Origin of the sequence: Luteolibacter sp. AS25 (genome assembly GCF_046736275.1) — a bacterium.
Classification (GTDB): Bacteria; Verrucomicrobiota; Verrucomicrobiia; order Verrucomicrobiales; family Akkermansiaceae; genus Luteolibacter.
Map to the genome: position 1 here is coordinate 89,258 of NZ_CP151837.1, position 17,003 is coordinate 106,260.

General features: G+C 53.7%; 11 protein-coding genes and 1 tRNA gene. 10 read left to right on the forward strand and 2 right to left on the reverse strand.

The window, feature by feature from the left end; all coding sequences use genetic code 11:
- The first annotated feature begins 147 nt into the window (after nt 1-147).
- From lpdA to AAGA79_RS00415, 5 genes are all read left to right on the forward strand, one after another.
- On the forward strand, nt 148-1,527 hold the full coding sequence (lpdA, locus tag AAGA79_RS00395; protein WP_411826804.1) for a dihydrolipoyl dehydrogenase: 1,380 nt from the start codon (nt 148-150) through the stop codon (nt 1,525-1,527).
- A 111-nt stretch (nt 1,528-1,638) separates the two neighbouring features.
- Nucleotides 1,639-3,240: a hypothetical protein gene (locus tag AAGA79_RS00400; protein ID WP_411826805.1), complete on the forward strand. Its 1,602-nt coding sequence runs from the start codon at nt 1,639-1,641 to the stop codon at nt 3,238-3,240.
- Nucleotides 3,241-3,344: 104 nt separating this feature from the next.
- Nucleotides 3,345-3,434 (forward strand) — tRNA-Ser (locus AAGA79_RS00405).
- Nucleotides 3,435-3,646: 212 nt separating this feature from the next.
- Entirely contained in the window at nt 3,647-5,986 is a 2,340-nt protein-coding gene (locus tag AAGA79_RS00410; RefSeq protein ID WP_411826806.1) for a TonB-dependent receptor, read from the forward strand.
- Between the two features lie 108 nt (nt 5,987-6,094).
- Complete coding sequence (locus AAGA79_RS00415) at nt 6,095-6,784, forward strand: Fe2+-dependent dioxygenase (protein WP_411826807.1); 690 nt, start codon at nt 6,095-6,097, stop codon at nt 6,782-6,784.
- On the opposite strand, the gene AAGA79_RS00420 is transcribed toward AAGA79_RS00415, so the two are convergent.
- Both AAGA79_RS00420 and AAGA79_RS00425 read right to left on the reverse strand, forming a co-directional pair.
- On the reverse strand, nt 6,738-7,856 hold the full coding sequence (locus AAGA79_RS00420) for an alpha-hydroxy-acid oxidizing protein (protein ID WP_411826808.1): 1,119 nt from the start codon (nt 7,854-7,856) through the stop codon (nt 6,738-6,740). The genes AAGA79_RS00415 and AAGA79_RS00420 overlap by 47 nt on opposite strands.
- Before the next feature lie 6 nt (nt 7,857-7,862).
- Nucleotides 7,863-8,861, reverse strand: a complete 999-nt coding sequence (locus AAGA79_RS00425) for a hypothetical protein (RefSeq protein WP_411826809.1) — start codon at nt 8,859-8,861, stop codon at nt 7,863-7,865.
- Nucleotides 8,862-9,278: 417 nt separating this feature from the next.
- On the opposite strand from AAGA79_RS00425, the gene AAGA79_RS00430 reads away from it, so the two are divergent.
- From AAGA79_RS00430 to AAGA79_RS00450, 5 genes are all read left to right on the forward strand, one after another.
- Nucleotides 9,279-10,667 (forward strand): sulfatase, encoded by a 1,389-nt coding sequence (locus AAGA79_RS00430; protein WP_411826810.1) that lies wholly within the window; start codon nt 9,279-9,281, stop codon nt 10,665-10,667.
- A gap of 79 nt (nt 10,668-10,746) precedes the next feature.
- Nucleotides 10,747-12,198, forward strand: coding sequence for an alpha-L-fucosidase (locus AAGA79_RS00435; RefSeq protein ID WP_411826811.1), 1,452 nt, complete (start codon nt 10,747-10,749; stop codon nt 12,196-12,198).
- Nucleotides 12,199-12,235: 37 nt separating this feature from the next.
- The gene (locus AAGA79_RS00440) at nt 12,236-13,738 is read left to right on the forward strand and encodes a sulfatase (protein WP_411826812.1); all 1,503 of its coding nucleotides are present in this window, start codon (nt 12,236-12,238) and stop codon (nt 13,736-13,738) included.
- Nucleotides 13,735-14,700: an alpha/beta hydrolase fold domain-containing protein gene (locus tag AAGA79_RS00445; RefSeq protein WP_411826813.1), complete on the forward strand. Its 966-nt coding sequence runs from the start codon at nt 13,735-13,737 to the stop codon at nt 14,698-14,700. The genes AAGA79_RS00440 and AAGA79_RS00445 overlap by 4 nt, the downstream gene beginning before the upstream one ends.
- A 35-nt stretch (nt 14,701-14,735) precedes the next feature.
- Nucleotides 14,736-16,910 carry a right-handed parallel beta-helix repeat-containing protein gene (locus tag AAGA79_RS00450; RefSeq protein ID WP_411828243.1) on the forward strand — a complete coding sequence of 725 codons (2,175 nt, stop codon included), beginning with the start codon at nt 14,736-14,738 and terminating at the stop codon, nt 16,908-16,910.
- Nucleotides 16,911-17,003: the final 93 nt, after the last annotated feature.

Sequence of the window (17,003 nt, forward strand, 5' to 3'; positions counted from 1 at the left end):
AGGTATATTCTTTCCGAAAACGGCCGGGCGGGTTCATGGCTGGAATGAATGAAGGATCAGCACTTTCCTTGATTCCTAGGCTTTCCCTCTTTGACAATCCCACCCCCGCAATCCAGTCTCCTCCCGAACTCGCTTTTAGAAAAAATTATGGCTTACGATCTTATTGTTATTGGTGGCGGCCCTGCCGGATATGTCGCTGCGATTCGCGCGGCTCAGCATGGTAAAAAAGTTGCATGCGTGGAAATGGACCGTGCCGGCGGCACTTGCCTCAACTGGGGTTGTATCCCGACCAAAGCTCTCCTCAAGAATGCCGAGCTTTACCAGACCCTGATGCACAAGGCCGGCGAAATGGGCCTGCAGATCGATGGTCTTTCCTATGACTGGCCTACAGTGGTAGGTCGCTCACGCAAAGTTTCCGATCGCCTCGCAGGTGGTATCGAATTCCTTTTCAAGAAAAACAAGGTCGACTACATCCGTGGTTTCGGTGCCATTCCTTCCGAAGGCAAAGTGGAAGTGACAGCGAACGACGGCTCCAAGCAAACACTTGAGGCGGCGAACATCATCATCGCCACCGGTTGTAAGTCACGCGCTCTTCCACCGCTTCCGTTCAACGGGAAATCAGTCATCGGCTCCAAGGAAGCCATGGTTCTCGCGGAGCAGCCGAAGGAAATGATCATCATTGGTGCCGGCGCTATCGGTATCGAATTCGCCTACATCTACAACGCCTTCGGCACCAAGGTCACCGTTGTGGAGATGCAGGATCACATCCTTCCTGTAGAAGATACAGAGGTTGGTGAAGCACTTGAAAAATCTCTCACCAAACAAGGCATCCGCTGCCTTACGAAAACCAAGGTCACCAATACAGTCGATCACGGCGATCGCGTGGAAATCACAGTTGAAGGACCAAAGGAAAACGGAACCATTTCCGCGGAAGTCTGCCTTGTGGCAATCGGCATTGAGCCAGTCCTTCCCGGTGGACACCAGCCGGAGCTTGATCGCGGCTACATCGTCGTCGGTGATCGCTATGAAACAAGCCTTCCGGGTGTCTACGCCATTGGCGATATCAACGGACCGCCATGGCTTGCCCACGTAGCTTCGTTCGAGGCATTCCAATGTGTCGACGGTCTCTTTGTTGAAGGCTTCAAACCACGCAAGGTGAAGAATTTCCCGGGCTGCACATACTGCCATCCGCAGGTTGCATCCGTTGGCAAAACCGAGCGAGCGCTCAAGGAAGAAGGCATCGAATACGTTGTCGGAAAAATCCCATTCGTCGCAATCGGCAAGGCTGTTGCCGCCTCCGAGACAGAAGGTTTCACGAAGCTTCTCTACGGTAAGAAACACGGTGAACTTCTCGGCGCGCACATCATCGGAGACAACGCTACCGAACTTATCGCTGAAATGGGGCTGGCGCTCGATCAGGAACTCACAATCGATGAGATCCACGCAACGATCCACGCGCATCCGACCATGTCGGAGGTCATCCATGAGGCGACTCTCGCCGCGGAAGGCCACGCCATCCATTTCTGATAAACTATTATCAAAGATTCGAAAAAAACCCACCCAAGTGAACAGAGACGCACCCTGCTGAAGGGTGCGTCTTCTCTGCGTGGTATATTAAGCATCTCACTCCTATGTATTTTGGCGGTTTATGCAGCCTACGAGTATTTCCAGAATATCCCGGTAGGCCTGGAGCCGCCGCCGGTCGAGATTGTCTCTCCTCCCCTCACGTTACTCAAAGAGGCCGAGAATTGCGATTTCAACGGACAGACCGTATCTGACACGGGGGCTTCTAATTTCTCGGCAATCGAGTCAGGAAACGAAATCGAAGCCTTTGCGCTGAATTGTGAGATTCCAGAATCCGACCGAGTTCTTTCGATCTGGGTGAGAAAGAAGGGCGGCCGAATTGCTATCTCGGCTCCGGGTGGTGGTATAATTTCCGGATCCCTTACCGATAGCTCCAATGAATCAGGTTTCAGCTGGTCTCATCTGGGCAAAATTAGGCCGGCTGACCTTCCTGAATCTCTCGTTTTTCATAAAATAGAAGGAGAAGGTGTCCCTGTTTCGATCGATTGCATACTTTTCGCTGATCATGAAATCGAGAATAAGGACTCGCTGCTGACCTCGCTGGAAGCTCTCCAAATCGACCCTACCCGGGCAATCTCGGACTTCAGGAATGGTTCGGAGGCATGGGGATACAATCTCCCGGTAGCCGTAGATCCGGGGGAAATCCCTCCTTCATGTGTGCTTAGGGTCACTTTGAGGAATTGGGATGAGGAAAGTTGCCGGGAGATGGTTGCCAGTTTTCTTGAGAAGGGAAAAACCGCGAAGATCATCCTGAATTTCCCGGGATGGCCGGACGAGATGGATGCCGATGGCGACGGGTATCTGGACGAATCCAGCAAGCAGGATTATTCCGAGCTGGTCACCCGTTTGTCCGGGGTAGTTCTGGAAAGTCCTCAAGCAAAGGGCCGCGTCTTTCTTGAGTTATTCCATCGGCCGGAAGGAAAATACTATCACGAGCTGGTGGATAAGAAGAAAATCCACCGAGTCGCCGAATTGGCGAGAATCTATCTCAGCACGGCAGAGGAAATCAGAAAAAATCATCCCGAGGCGAAAATCGGAGCGATCGCTGCGGTTATTTCACCGGACTCAGGTTTTCACGATCAGTTCATCGCCATGACTGCCCCGGCCCTCGATTTCTATGCAATTCAGGCCGATATCCGTCAGGGCACGGAGTTTATCTATACGATAAAAGGACACCTGAAAAAGAATTCCGTCTCACGCCGCATTCCGCTGCTGATTTCCGATATAGACTCTGATCAAAAAGGAGGAGTTACGGAGCTGGTTCCGAATACCTGGTTTTTGATCAGGGCCTTTCTTCATGGTGCGGAAACGGCTTTCGTTTCAATGAACGGTTTTTCCCCAAGCATAGACGAGCAGGAGGATGGCCATGCATTTCACCAACTCCACGATATACTCAATATCCGATTTTCCGGTCTCTGTGCCGCGTTTCAGACAACTGATCCTGAGTCTCTCTCCGCACTCACCACACAGGATCAGAAGTCGCTGTTACTAGTCTACAAGGGGGCCATGGATCGTGATTTGATCCTGCCTTCCGGTTCTTGGGCCGGCTATCTGCTTGAAGGCAATAGCTCGAAATTCCGGGAAATATCCATCGATGGAATCTTCAAGCTTCCGGGCAGATCTATTCTCTGTCTGGAACGTAAAAAGAAAAACTAAGCTGAAATTTCCGGAGAATCCCGAGTTCGCGCGCAATTTTCGGCTTGATACCGGCTGTCTCCCAGTTCATATCCGACGAACTTCCACGCGAAGCATCCTAAAACGGAGGGGTGGTAGAGTGGTCGATTGCGCTAGTCTTGAAAACTAGAGAGCTCGTAAGGGTTCCGTGGGTTCGAATCCCACCCCCTCCGCCATTTGGGCCTGCAATTTTATGCAGGTCTTTTTTCGTTTAACTGGGCAAGAGTTCAACTCTTGCTCAGAGCATCCTTCCTGGTAGTAGCATGCTTCTTATCTTTCCTCCCCTGCATGCCACAGATATTTGGCATAGCTAATAATTGGCGGTTATACTTTACAGCGAGTTGTATTGAGACCCATTCTCAACAGCATCTAGTTTGCCTCAATTAGTATGAAAGACAATATAATCGCCTCCTCGAAAAACGTTACCATTACCCGCGACGCCATCGCACTTGCGGCCATTTTCACAGCTGCCCAAAGCGCTGCCCAGACTATCAATGACCCGAATAATGCTGATGCAATTTCCTCCGGAGATGGGGTGGACCTTCTCCCTGAAACCGTGGTCACGGGTGAAAACGGAAGCGCATACAATGCTGCAAAGCTAACTTCGGATAAAGCTACGGCACCTCTACTCGATACACCTCAGACCTACAATGTGGTGCCTGAAGAAATCTATAAGCAGCAGGCTGCCCGCAGCCTCAGGGATGTCTTGAAAAATACTCCCGGAATCTCATTCAATGCAGGTGAAAACGGTTTTGCCAGCTCTCCGGGAAGTAATTTCAGCCTGCGTGGAACGGATGCATCCGGCAGTGTTTATGTGGATGGTATCCGTGATTCCGGCAGTTATGCCCGCGATATTTTCAATATCGAGCGCGTTGAGATCGCGAAAGGTCCAGCGGCGGACAACGGCCGCGGCGGAGCGGGAGGCTACGTGAACCTGGTCTCGAAAACCGCGCAGGATACTGACTTCTTACGTGGCAGCACCAGCTACGGATACGCTCCATCCGGAGGCGATGGCCTCTTCCGTCAGACTTTGGATTGGAATCAAAATCTGGGCGATTCCGTGCTGCCCGGCTCTGCATTCCGTTTGAACGCGCTGTTACAGGATGGTGGCGTTTATGGGCGCGAGGTAGCGGAGCTGAACTCATGGGGGCTGGCCCCGACTTTCACGACAGGACTCGGCACACCTACCACCTTCACAATCTCCTACCAGCACTTCGAAAGCCACGATCTGCCAGACTGGGGCGTGCCTGCGGCGATGTTCGAAGGAACGCTAAACTACGATCCGACGATTTCCGCCGATAACCGGAACAATTTCTACGGCCTTTCCTCCGACTATGACGACACGATGAGCGATAGCCTTACCGCGATCTTCCGCCACGAGTTTGCCAATGGAGGAATCCTCACGAACACTTCCCGGATTTCGCGGACAGAACGTGATTCTATTTTCACCATTCCCTCCGGTTATGATCCTGCCACCGGTTTGGTCACCACCAGTCAGCTGGGCTATGGGCGCGAGAATACACTTTTCGCCAATCAAACGAACTACGCCTTCGAATTTGAAACCGGCAGCATCAAACACACCATCGCCACCGGCTTGGAGATCAGCCGGGAAACTGCGGACGCGGATCGTTTTGATACCGTTACCGATCCGGGCACCGGAGCTCCAATTTCAGTGACAGGTTCAGCTCCGAATCGTGCCACCGGGAACTTCGTTGGTTCTGCCACCGAGTTCTCTGAAGTCGAAATCGACACCATCGCTGCTTATTTCTACGATACCATCGAGTTCAGCGATCAGTGGCAGCTCACTGCAGGTCTTCGTGCGGAGCACTACAGCATGGATCTGACAAATACGCCGGCCACTCCGGAGGTTCCTAGCTTCTCGAAGGACGATACCTACGTTACCGGAAAACTCGGACTCATTCACAAGCCCAGAGAAAACGGAAGTATCTATGGTGCGGTAGGCGTATCAGCTCTTCCACCGGCCGCTTTCCTCTCCAACCCTGACGCGTCCCGGACCGGAAACAACGGCTTCCCGGGAGCTGGATCAGGGGTAAACAGCCCGAACGCCGATACCCAGCTCAACTGGAACTACGAAGTTGGCACCAAATGGGATTTCTATGATGGCCGCCTCTCCACCACTGCGGCGGTGTTCCACACGCTCCGCACGAATATCGCCATTTCAGACGGGCGGGACATGATCATCGGAGAAGGGGAGCAAAATCTTTCGGGAATCGAGCTCGGTGTTGCTGGTCAAATCACCGATAACTGGGATATCTTCGGTGGCTTCCTTGCGATGACATCCGAGCGTGATCATTTCGATGATTTCCGTGATGTTTCGGGACGCCCGGAGGGTGATTTCGCAGACCGGACAAACGTGAATGGAGATGAACTCGCCTTTACTCCAAACTACTCGGCTAATCTCTGGACGACCTATAATCTGAACAATGGCATCACTCTCGGTGGTGGTATGCAATACGTCAGCTCATCATTCGTTGGGCGGACAGATGACCACGACCGAATCATTCCCAACGGAAGCTACGGGAAACTGCCTTCATACATCGTGTTCAACGCGATGGTTTCCTATGATGTAACAGAGAACGTTACGCTACGCCTCAATGTGGACAACGTCTTCGACGAGTTCTACGCGGTCACCACAAACTGGCCTGCCACACGCGCCGTTGCCGGCCCGCCACGGACCTTCGTTCTGAGCGCCGATTGGGAGTTTTAATCGAATCCCGGAGGGAGAAATCTTTCCGCAAAACACACCCGCCGCCGGTTCCACAATGAATTGGCGGCGGTTTTGTGACTCTACTGAATTTACTTACCTAAATAAGCTATGATCCTCTGTATTCCCGATGTCCTAACCCCTGGCCAAGTTTCACATTGCCGCGAAAAACTCGAAAGCGCCATTTGGGAAGACGGAAAGAAGACCGCCGGCCACCAGGCCGCACAGGCCAAGGACAACATGCAGGTTCCCGCAGGCCACCCGGCAGCGATCGAGACCGGACAGGGCATCCTCAAGGCTCTTTCGGAAAATCCACTGTTTATGTCCGCCGCGCTTCCACTCCATTATCTTCCGCCGATGTTCAACCGCTACTCGGGCGGCCAACAGTTCGGCACACATGTGGACGGCGCCATACGCAACCTTCCCAATGGACAACGAATCCGCACCGACCTCTCCTGCACCCTGTTTTTCGCGGATCCGGATGAATACGATGGCGGCGAGCTCGTGATCGAAGATACCTATGGCTCGAAATCCGTGAAACTTCCCGCTGGCCACCTTGTTCTCTATCCGTCCACGAGTCTTCATCACGTGACGCCCGTCACCCGTGGTGCCCGGCTTTGCTCCTTTTTCTGGCTGCAGAGCATGATCCGCAGCGATGATCAGCGGACCCAGCTATTCGATCTAGATTGCGCCATTCAGCGCCTCGCCGGCTCCCTACCGGACGAAGAAGCGATCAAGCAATCCACCGTCCAGCTCACTGGTGTTTACCATAACCTTCTCCGCCAGTGGGCGGAAATGTGACACACTCCCGGCGGATTTCTCCAACCGTTGGCGTTCCTGCCAGCAGCATCGCCATCTCCAGCTCGGTGCGCAGGATTTTCAGGACATGGGCCACGCCCACCGCTCCCGCCGCAGCGAGACCGTGGAGGCACGGACGCCCGACCATTACCGCGCTTGCTCCCAGGGCAAGGGCCTTGAAAATATCAGTTCCACGCCGGATTCCGCCATCGCAGAGGACGGGCACCCGCCCCTCGATCTTGTCGACCACTGCCGGCAGGATCCGCACTGTAGATGGGACGGTATCCAGTGTCCGCCCCCCATGGTTGGAAACGATCACTCCTCCAGCTCCTGATTCCACCGCCCGCCAGGCGTCGGCTGGTGACAGGACACCTTTCAATAGAACCGGTAATCTCGTCCGGCCAACCAGCCACTCGATATCTTTCCAGGTGGGCGCGGCATTCACTAGCTCGCTGCCGAAAACAGTTTCGGCCGGTGCTAGCTGTTTCATGCCTTCCAGATTCACCGCTGAGATGCCCGGAGGAAGGCGGAAGCCCGCTTTTTGTTCACGATTCCGCATGCCGCCGAGGGGTGCGTCCACCGTTACCACCAGTGCTTCATAACCGGCAACTTCAGCCCTAGCCACCAGATCAAGCGTGAATTCCCTATCCGGCTGTATGTAGAGCTGGAACCAGAGCGGGGTGCTCGCCTCGCGGGAAATTTCCTCCAGAGGAAACGTTGCCTGGGTGCTCACCACCATTCCTGCCTCCATCGCGGAAGCGGCCAGCACCGTCGCGATTTCTCCCTGCTCATGGAACATCCGGTGAAATGCCGTGGGCGCCACCCATATAGGGTGTGTGTGGCTCTTGCCGAACAAATCCACCCGCGTGTGTGCTCCCTGGAAATCTTCCAGCAACCGCGGAATGATCTCAATGTCACGAAAAGCGGAAATATTCTTTTCCAGAGTAATCTCATCCGCCGCCCCGCCGGAAAGGTATGCCCAAACCGCGGGATTCATTCTTTCCCTGGCCAGTGCCAGATAATCATCCACCGAAACGACATCCGGTGGAATTTGATCGAGAGGTGGTAGACTCATAGCTGCTTATCCCTTTTCCAGAGCAGCTTCGCCAGCCTGCAACTTCTTTAAAATCTCTGTCTGCCTTTGAACGTATCCGGTTTCATGCGCCCGGCGGAGAACGTTCTTTTCCAGCTCCACCTTAGCTAGGAGGAGTTCTCCCAGCATCTCTTTCTTCAAAGTTTCATCTGCCGCCAAAGGGCCGTTTCCGGAAAGCCATTCCGTCAGGAATTCTCCCAGAAAGGCTGGCTGGCACACCCGGTAAATCCTTGCGCCATAGCGCACCAGATCCGCCGCTGCATCTTCGGTTGTTCCGGTTTTACGTAAAATTCCCATGGCCTCCTCTACAGCATCCGTCGCCTCCGCGATCCAGTCTTCCACCCCATTCAACCCATCGGGAATCTCCAGCAATTCAGCCAATGCTTCGCAAAATACCGCCCTGGCCCGCACGGCCGCCCCGGGGTCATTTGCCGAATTGAGAATTCCAACTCCCAGGCGCGCATCGGAAACGGCATTCCTGATCGATCCTTCCTTCAGGTGAATCCGGGCACGGTTCACCATCAACATCCCCGCGAGCCGACGGCTCTCCACCCGTGTCGTGTCGCCGTGCTCACGGAGGAGAAGCTCCGCCTCGGAAAACGCGGTTTGCGCCCCGGAGAAATTGTCCATTTCTCCATGGAGTGTGCCCTGATGGATCAGCGCCAATGCCTTTTGCTCGGGAAATGCAGGATTAGCTCCGAGATCCACATACCTCAGAGACTCGATTCCCTTTTTCATGGATTCCAATGCATCTCCGGGACGGCTTGAGACTCCGTCCCGCATGATTGCATCCCCGTGATTGATCCAGGACGCCGCCCGCATCCAGGCCGCCTCCGCGTCTTCCTTCCACGGCATCTGATCGCGCATCACTGCAGCTTCGCGGAAGCAATGCTCTGCCTCCCGGAAATTTTTGCTTTGGAGAAAGGAAAATCCCCCGGCCATGAGAGCCAATGAGTCTTCCTTCAATTTTCGAAATTCCTCGTTCATCTGCGCGGCTTTCTATCTTCCTGCGCTGGTACTGGAAATAGCAAACGCGTCGAGCCGTACTTCACAGCGTTGCCTGCCGATACCTGAAATCTATTTTGGAATTAAACCAAGGGCGCGACGACGGAATATTGATCCTCAATACCTCGGAGCGCCGGTTGATCTTAGCTTTCACCATTGGTCGTTCCTTCTCGAGATCGTGCCTACGGCTCAGCTGGGTCATCCATTTCCTTATCGGCAGAATATTCCAGATATATCGCGTACATCCGTAAGGTTGAATGAGAGCCGCTGGTAGTTTTCATTCACCTTGATGAAAAATATGTATGTGAGGGACTGTATCGCAAGGTAGGATGACCCTCTACGAATTTCGTTCTGAACCGCCTGAATGGGTGGAAACCGAATGAGAAATCCCAAATCTTTATGAAAAACCTGACCCGAAGAATTTTAAAAGCGCCAGCCCTAGGCGCAGCTATCTCCCTGCTTTCCAGCGCCTGCGGTTTCGCTGCGGAAAAGCCGAACATCGTTTTCATCTTCGCGGATGACTGGGGATACGGCGATATAGGGATCCACGGGAGCACATTCTGTGATACCCCGAGCCTGGACCGCATGGCGGCCGAGGGAACGGATTTTACGAATTTCACGGTGAACAGTCCTGTTTGTTCCCCCAGCCGGGTGGCAGTCATGACCGGACAGTTCCCGGCCAGACAGGCTATCCATCAACACTTTGCAGGAATTCAATCCAACGCGGGCAGGGGAATGCCGGACTGGATGGATCCGGAGGGGCCGTCGGTCGCGCGGATGCTGCAGGAAGCGGGCTACAAGACCGGACATTTCGGGAAATGGCATTTGGGACGTGGACCTACTGAGGACCTCTACGGCTACGATGCATTCGCGACCTTCAATGGCTCGAAAAAGAACGAAATCAAGAAGGAGGGCCTGGCCTCAGTGGATCACGCGGAGAATTTCATCCGTGAAAACAAGGATGAGCCATTTTTCGTGAATCTATGGCTGCACGAGGTGCACACCGCCCATTACCCGCAGGAGCGATATCTGGAGAAATTCAAGGGACTCAATGAGCAGGAGAGGGTATATGCGTCCGTTATCGCGGAAGGTGATGAAGGCGTAGGACGCATCCTGAAGCTGCTCAAGGAGCTCGATTTGGATGAAAATACACTAGTGGTTTTCTCCACAGACAATGGACCTGAATCCTCGAAGCCATCGAAAGAGCACAAGGACACCGGTGGCCTTGGGCATTTCTATTCAGTTGGTGAAACCGCGGGCCTGAAGGGCGAGAAGAGATCACTATTTTCCGGTGGTATCCGGGTGCCGTTCATCGTCCGCTGGCCGGGAGTGGTTCCAGCCGGCAAAACCGACGAAACTTCGGTGGTCACTGCTGTTGATCTCCTGCCAACCTTCCTCGCGGCAGGTGGAGTAGATCTTCCCGCCGGATACGAGCCTGATGGTGAAAACATTCTCGCCGCCTTCAAAGGTGAAAAATTCGAGAGAAAGAAACCAATTTTCTGGGAGTGGCGCGGCGGCGTTTCCGAGGACTACACCTGGCCTTCGCTCGGTATCCATGAGGGTCGCTGGAAGCTCCTGATCAACAAGGAGCTGAATAAAGTGGAGCTTTACGATCTGGAAAAGGATTGGGCCGAGCAAAACGACCTCGCCGCAGAGTTTCCGGAAGTCGTCCAGCAGCTGACGGAAAAGATCGATGCCTGGAAAAATTCACTGCCCACTGAAGCAATCGAGAGTTGCTGTTCTCCGGCGCGTGCTAAAAAATCCAAGCCCAAAGCAAAGTCCAAATAGATCAAGATCGGCCATTTTGCCGGTGGTGGAGTGAAATTAGCGTTTCACTCCCCGAACCATTTCAAATACAGTAAATTTTATGAAAAACCTCCTGAAAATTCTCTCCATCGTCTCGCTGACCACCTTGGTTTCCCAAGGTGTGGAAACTGGCACCGAACCCGATGAAGCGCCTGATCCTTCGATGGATTTCGAGCATCGCTTTGACAAGGATCTCAAGCAGACGCCTGATTCCGATGCCCGTTTGGACAAGTGGTTCCGTGACGCCAAGTTCGGTGCTTTCATCCATTTCGGCGTATATTCCAGTCTTGAAGGCGAATACAAAGGCCGCGGCAACGAGCATAGGTATTCCGAGTGGATACAGATCTCGGCGAAAATGTCTTCCGAGGAATACCACGATGTGGCGGCCAAATTCAATCCGGCGGAATTCGATGCGGATGAATGGGCGAAAACCTTCAAGGATTCCGGAATCCAATACGTGGTCATTACCGCGAAGCATCATGACGGCTTCGCGTTGTTCGATTCAATGGTCAGCGATTACAACATCGTGGACTACACGCCGTTCAAGAGAGATATCATCAAGGAACTCAGCGAGGCCTGCCATCGCAATGGCCTGAAGTTCGGCGTTTATTATTCCCATGCTCAGGATTGGGACGAGCCGGACGCGCCTTTCATCAAGCCGCGCTTCGACGGACATCGCGCGATCATCCACCCGGATCTTCCGAAGGATTTCAAGCCGGACATGGATAAATACATCACGGAGAAAAGTCTCCCCCAGGTCGAAGAGCTCATGAAGAACTATGAGATTGATCTGATCTGGTTCGATACTCCATCGGAAATGACCACTGAGCGCGCCAAGCTCTTCAGTGACGCAGTGAGGAAGCATCGCCCGGATTGTGTGATCAACTCCCGTATCATCCACTCCGGACGCAGCGTGATCGAAGAGCAGTATCTCCCGCTATATGACTATGTTTCCATTGCCGACAAGGAAGTGCCGAGCATGAAGCTGCCTCTCTATGTGGAATCTCCGGATAGCGTCAGCTCATCCTTTGGCTACAAGACGAAAGGCGATTGCTACTATCACACGGAGAAGGAATTGATCGACCGCATGGTGCGCACCATCTGCGTTGGCGGAAACTATCTTCTGAACAACGGGCCGATGGGTAACGGCGAGCTCGATCCGGAGGCAATTCGGCTCTACGGAGTGCTCGGCGATTGGTTGAAGGCGAACGGAGAGTCGATCTATGGGACACGCCGCAATCCTTTGCCGGAAATTCCGGAATGGGGGGATTGCTCCGTGAGCAAGGATGGGAAAACACTCTACCTCCATGTGCTCGAGTGGCCGGAATCCGGTGAGATCTCGATCAGTGGACTTTCCGCAAATGCTGAATCAGCCACCTATCTGGCAAATGGCGAGAAAGCAGAAATTTCCCAAACTGAAGGAGATTTGAAAGTTTCCCTGCCGGAAGCACCGTTGAATGAATACGATACCGTGATCAAGGTCACGTTCACGGAAGACATCGGGGAGAAATAGCCCTGCCTTCCGGTGTCGTCGTTATCTTCGTCAATCCATGAAAAACCCCATCTTCCTAGCGCTATCCTTCCTCTCGGCGGGATTCGCGCATGCCGCTCCGCCGAACATTATTTACCTGATGTCGGACGATCAAAGCACCTACACCATGGGTTGCTATGGTAACCCGGATGTAAAAACGCCGAACCTCGACAAGCTGGCGGAGGATGGGATGGCATTCGATAATCATTACGATACCACCGCCATCTGCATGGCTTCCCGCGCCACGGTGATGACCGGGATGTATGAGTATAAAACCGGCTGTAATTTCGAGCACGGCGAGATGCTCACAGGTATCTGGAAAAGCTCTTATCCTATTCTGCTGCGTAATGCCGGCTACACCACTGCTTTTGCGGGGAAATTCGGCTTCGAGCTGAGGGAGTCACCGGATAGTAAAAAACTCCCGCTCCCATCCGGCGATTTTGATCGCTGGGGAGGCGGCCCGGGGCAAACGGAATACGCCACGAAGAAAAATAAATCGATGGCGGCCTACGCCGAAGAATTTCCGCATTCCACTCTCTCTTACGGGGCTTTCGGAAGGGATTTCATTCGGGACAACGCGAAGGCGGAGAAGCCATTCTGCCTTTCCATCAGCTTTAAGGCTCCCCACAAACCGGCGGTCGCTGATCCCCGGTTCAACGATGTTTATGCCGGAAAAACCTTCAAGAAGCCAGAGAACTACGGTCGTGAAAATGGCGAACATTTTTCCAAACAAAGCCAGCAAGGGCGCCAGTTCGTGCGCTTCCACCAGTGGAACTACTCGGATAAATATGATGAGGTGATGGCCACCTATCACCAGCAGATCCATGCGATTGATGTGGCGGTGGGAATGATTCGCGAGGAGCTGGAAGCTCAGGGTCTGGCCGATAACACGGTGATCATTTACACCTCTGACAATGGCTTTTTCTGTGGATCCCACGGATACGGCTCCAAGGTGCTTCCCTACGAGGAAGCCAGCCGGGTGCCATTGATCATTTTCGATCCGCGCCAGCCAAATTCAGGAAAGTCCTTGCGAACTGATGCACTGACCGGAAATATCGATTTTGCGCCTACGATACTCTCGTTGGCTGGACTGCCGATTCCTGAGAATATGGACGGCGCGGATCTGATGAAAGTCTATGAGGATCCCGGGGCCGCCATTCACGATTCACTGGCATTGATAAATGTATGGGGCAAGACCGAGACCCATTCCCTGAGCGTGGTGACAAAGGATATGAAATATATCCATTGGGGCTACGCCGGCGGTGATTTCGAGGTCACCGAGGAGCTCTACCACTTGGGCAAGGATCCGCTGGAAATGACCAACCTGGCCAAGAATCCGGAATATAGTCCATCCATGGAGTATATGCGTAAAATTTACGACAAGCATCTGGCCAAATGGAAACAGGAGACAGTTTCCTACAATAACTACGACCCCTACGGGACTATTTTTGATCGCAACGTGACATGGGATGCGAAAAAGGACCTTTATAGAAAACCGAAAAAAACCAAAGGAGGAGAATGAAAAGATTTTTAGCACCACTCATAGCAGCTGCAGCCACTTTGTGTGCGGCAGGCACCGGCCTCGGCGCACCCGCCGCCACTGAAGTAGAATGGAAGGCGGAGGCCTTCCGGGATGTGATTTACAAGCAGATCGATGGACGTCGTATCAAGATGGACATATATATGCCCACGAAAGGGAAGTCCGAAAAGGCACCGGTTCTCTACTACGTCCACGGCGGTGGCTGGGCTGCGGGGAGCAAAGCGAAAGGCGGCCTGCCTCTGATGCGCCCGGTGTTTGAAAAAGTGGCCGAGCATGGTGTCGTCTGCGTTTCCATTGACTACCGCCTCTTCAAGGGAAGGAACGGTGTTCTGATGCGCGATTGCTTGATCGATGCGGTCGATGGTCTCCGGTTTCTCAATGAGAACGCGGCGAAATACGGAATAGATCCGGACCGTGTGGTGGTCTGGGGAGATTCCGCCGGCGGGCAGCTGGCCCAGATGCTGAATTTCGCGGACTACTCGAAATTCCGTGACGCCGGTTCGCCTGCGGAAAACGACATCCAGCCAATAGCAGGGATCTCTTGGTATGGGCCGTCTGATTTTACTATCCCTGATCTGTTCAAAACCGATCTATCCGACAAGGAGATCAATCGCTTCGGTTTGCGAATCACTGGCACCGATGGTGGCTATGCGGAAAACCCCAAGGCCTATGAGGAAATGAGTCCATATTTCTGGATATCGAAGGACAGCCCTCCGCTTCTTTCAATCCAGGGGAACAAGGATGCGACCATTCCTCTCGCCCATGCCACCCACCTGAAGGAGAAGGCTGAAAAAATAGGCGCAGACGCCACCTTTATCATTGTAGAGAACGCAGGCCACAACTGGAGAAAGGTCGGGGCCGCCATCGAGCCCAACCTGACTACAATCCAGGAGCTAACCGCGGATTTCGCCCTGAAACAGATCGAAGCAGTAACATCAAAATAGAAAAATAAGTGCAAAGAAAATTCAAACCCGTGGCTATGCTGGCGTGTGCGCTGGTAGCCGTAATTAGTTGTCGTCAAGCTCCGGCGCAGGAGTCTGCCGGGGAGACCGCGGAAGGCGTTCCGGCGGCGGATTTCTTTGTTTCACCGCAGGGATCGGATGATTGGTCCGGTGCATTGGCGGAACCTTCCGCGGATGGGAAAGACGGTCCATTCGCTTCTTTGCAGCGGGCACGTGATGCGGTGCGGGATCTCAAAGGATCGAAAAAGGATGAGATCATGGTTCTGCTCCGTGGCGGGGCTTATCCGGTGAACGAAACCGTAATTTTCGGCCTTGAGGATTCCGGAACAGAGGCGGCACCTATCACCTATGCCGCCTATCCGGGGGAGGAGCCTGTGTTCAGCTCCGGGAAGGAGATCAGGGGCTGGCAGAAGGTTTCAGGCGAGCTGCCCGGACTACCTGCAGCGGCCAAGGGCAAGCTAATGGTTGCCGAGGTTTCAGATGGTTTCCGCACACTCTATGATGCGGAGGGGATGCTCCCTCGCTCACGTTCCGCGGGCTTTATCCCTCTGGCGGGAAGCGGACGGAACCGCGTGGTTTTCCCGAAAGGTGCGATGAAGAATTGGTCCAACGTGACAGATATGGAACTACTCGTCCGGCCACACCATGCATGGATTGTAAATATCCTCCCGCTCACATCGGTTGATGAGAAGAAGCGGACAGCTCACACCAGTATCGATGCTACCTATGCGATCAACGAACTTCATTTCCTGAAAGGAACCGAGTCCGTTTGGGTGGAGAACGCACTGGAAGGTATCGATGAGCCAGGCGAATGGGCGCTCAATACGAAGGAGGGGAAGGTCTACCTCTGGCCGAGGTCGGATTCTCCTGTGGTTGCACCGTCGCTCATGGAGTTGATCCGGATTGAGGGGAAAATTGATTTCCAAGGACCCAAGGATACCCCGGTTGAGTTTCTCCGTTTCAAGGGTCTGACGTTCAAGCACGGCCAACGCTACCAGATCAAGGAGGATGACGCCGGCCTTCAGCACGATTGGGACATGCTGGACAAGGACAACGCACTTGTCCGCCTCCGCGGCACCGAGAATTGTGTGATCGAAGACTGCCACTTTCTGCACAGCGGCAGCGGAGCGATCCGGGTGGATCTCCACGGTCAGAAGAACAAAATTTCAGGAAACCACATCGAGCACATGGGTGGTGCCGGAATCCTGCTCTGCGGCTACGGCCCGGGCACCAAGGATGTGAACAAAAACAACCTGGTGGATAACAACCACGTGCATCACGTCGGCGAAGTCTACTGGCACTCCCCCGGGATCATGGTGTGGCAGAGCGGCGAGAACCGTGTGGCGAACAACCTGATTCACCATACCGATTACACAGGTCTGATTATTTCCGGCTGCATGACCGAATTCTTCAAGAAAAAGGGCCGCGAGCTTGGTAGGACCATCCGTAGGGATGAGATCGGTGAACTACCATCCAAGCTGACGATCGATGCCGTGCGTCCATACCTGCATACGCATGACAACATCTTCGAATACAACGAAATCCACCACGCGATGCAGCGCTTGGGCGATGGAAATGCGATCTATATCCGTGGAGCAGGTGCTGGAAATGTGATCCGCAGGAACTACATTCACCATCTGGTGGCGCCGATGATCATGCAATGTGCGGTCAGAACGGATGGCGGGCAGATGGATACTCTCATTGCGGAGAACGTGATCTACAAATGCACCTCACAGGGAATCATGCTGAAGCTGAATACCCGCTGCGAAAACAACTTCGTCGTAGATGTCATCGAACCCCCACGCGGCTACTACGTTTCCGTCCGGGAGGGCCCGATGGATGGTGCTACGATCAAACGGAATATCTTCTATTCCACCGGGACTGTGGAAGATTTCATCAACGAGCTCCCTCCCGGAAAAGCGGGCAGCTCCGAGGATAGACGTGGCCGCACGGTTGCAAGATCCGTAGACGCTGATTGCGACTACAACATCTACTTCGCCGCCGGTGCTCCCGAGCAAGGGAAGGCGATGCTGAAAAAACAGCAAGCCGGTAAAGTGGATGCCCAAAGCCGCGCCGTTGATCCTATGTTCGTGGATCCCGAAAATGGTGACTTCAGCTTCAAACCGGGCTCCCCGGCGCTGGAAATGGGTATCGTTCCGCTGGATGTTTCGGAGGCAGGACTGCGCGACTAAACCCAAGGCCGCCTGATTTCCGGGCCATCCCGCGCTTTCTTTTTAGCGAGAGCCAAGTCTTCGTTTGACCTGGCTCTCGGAGTAGTCGTCTAT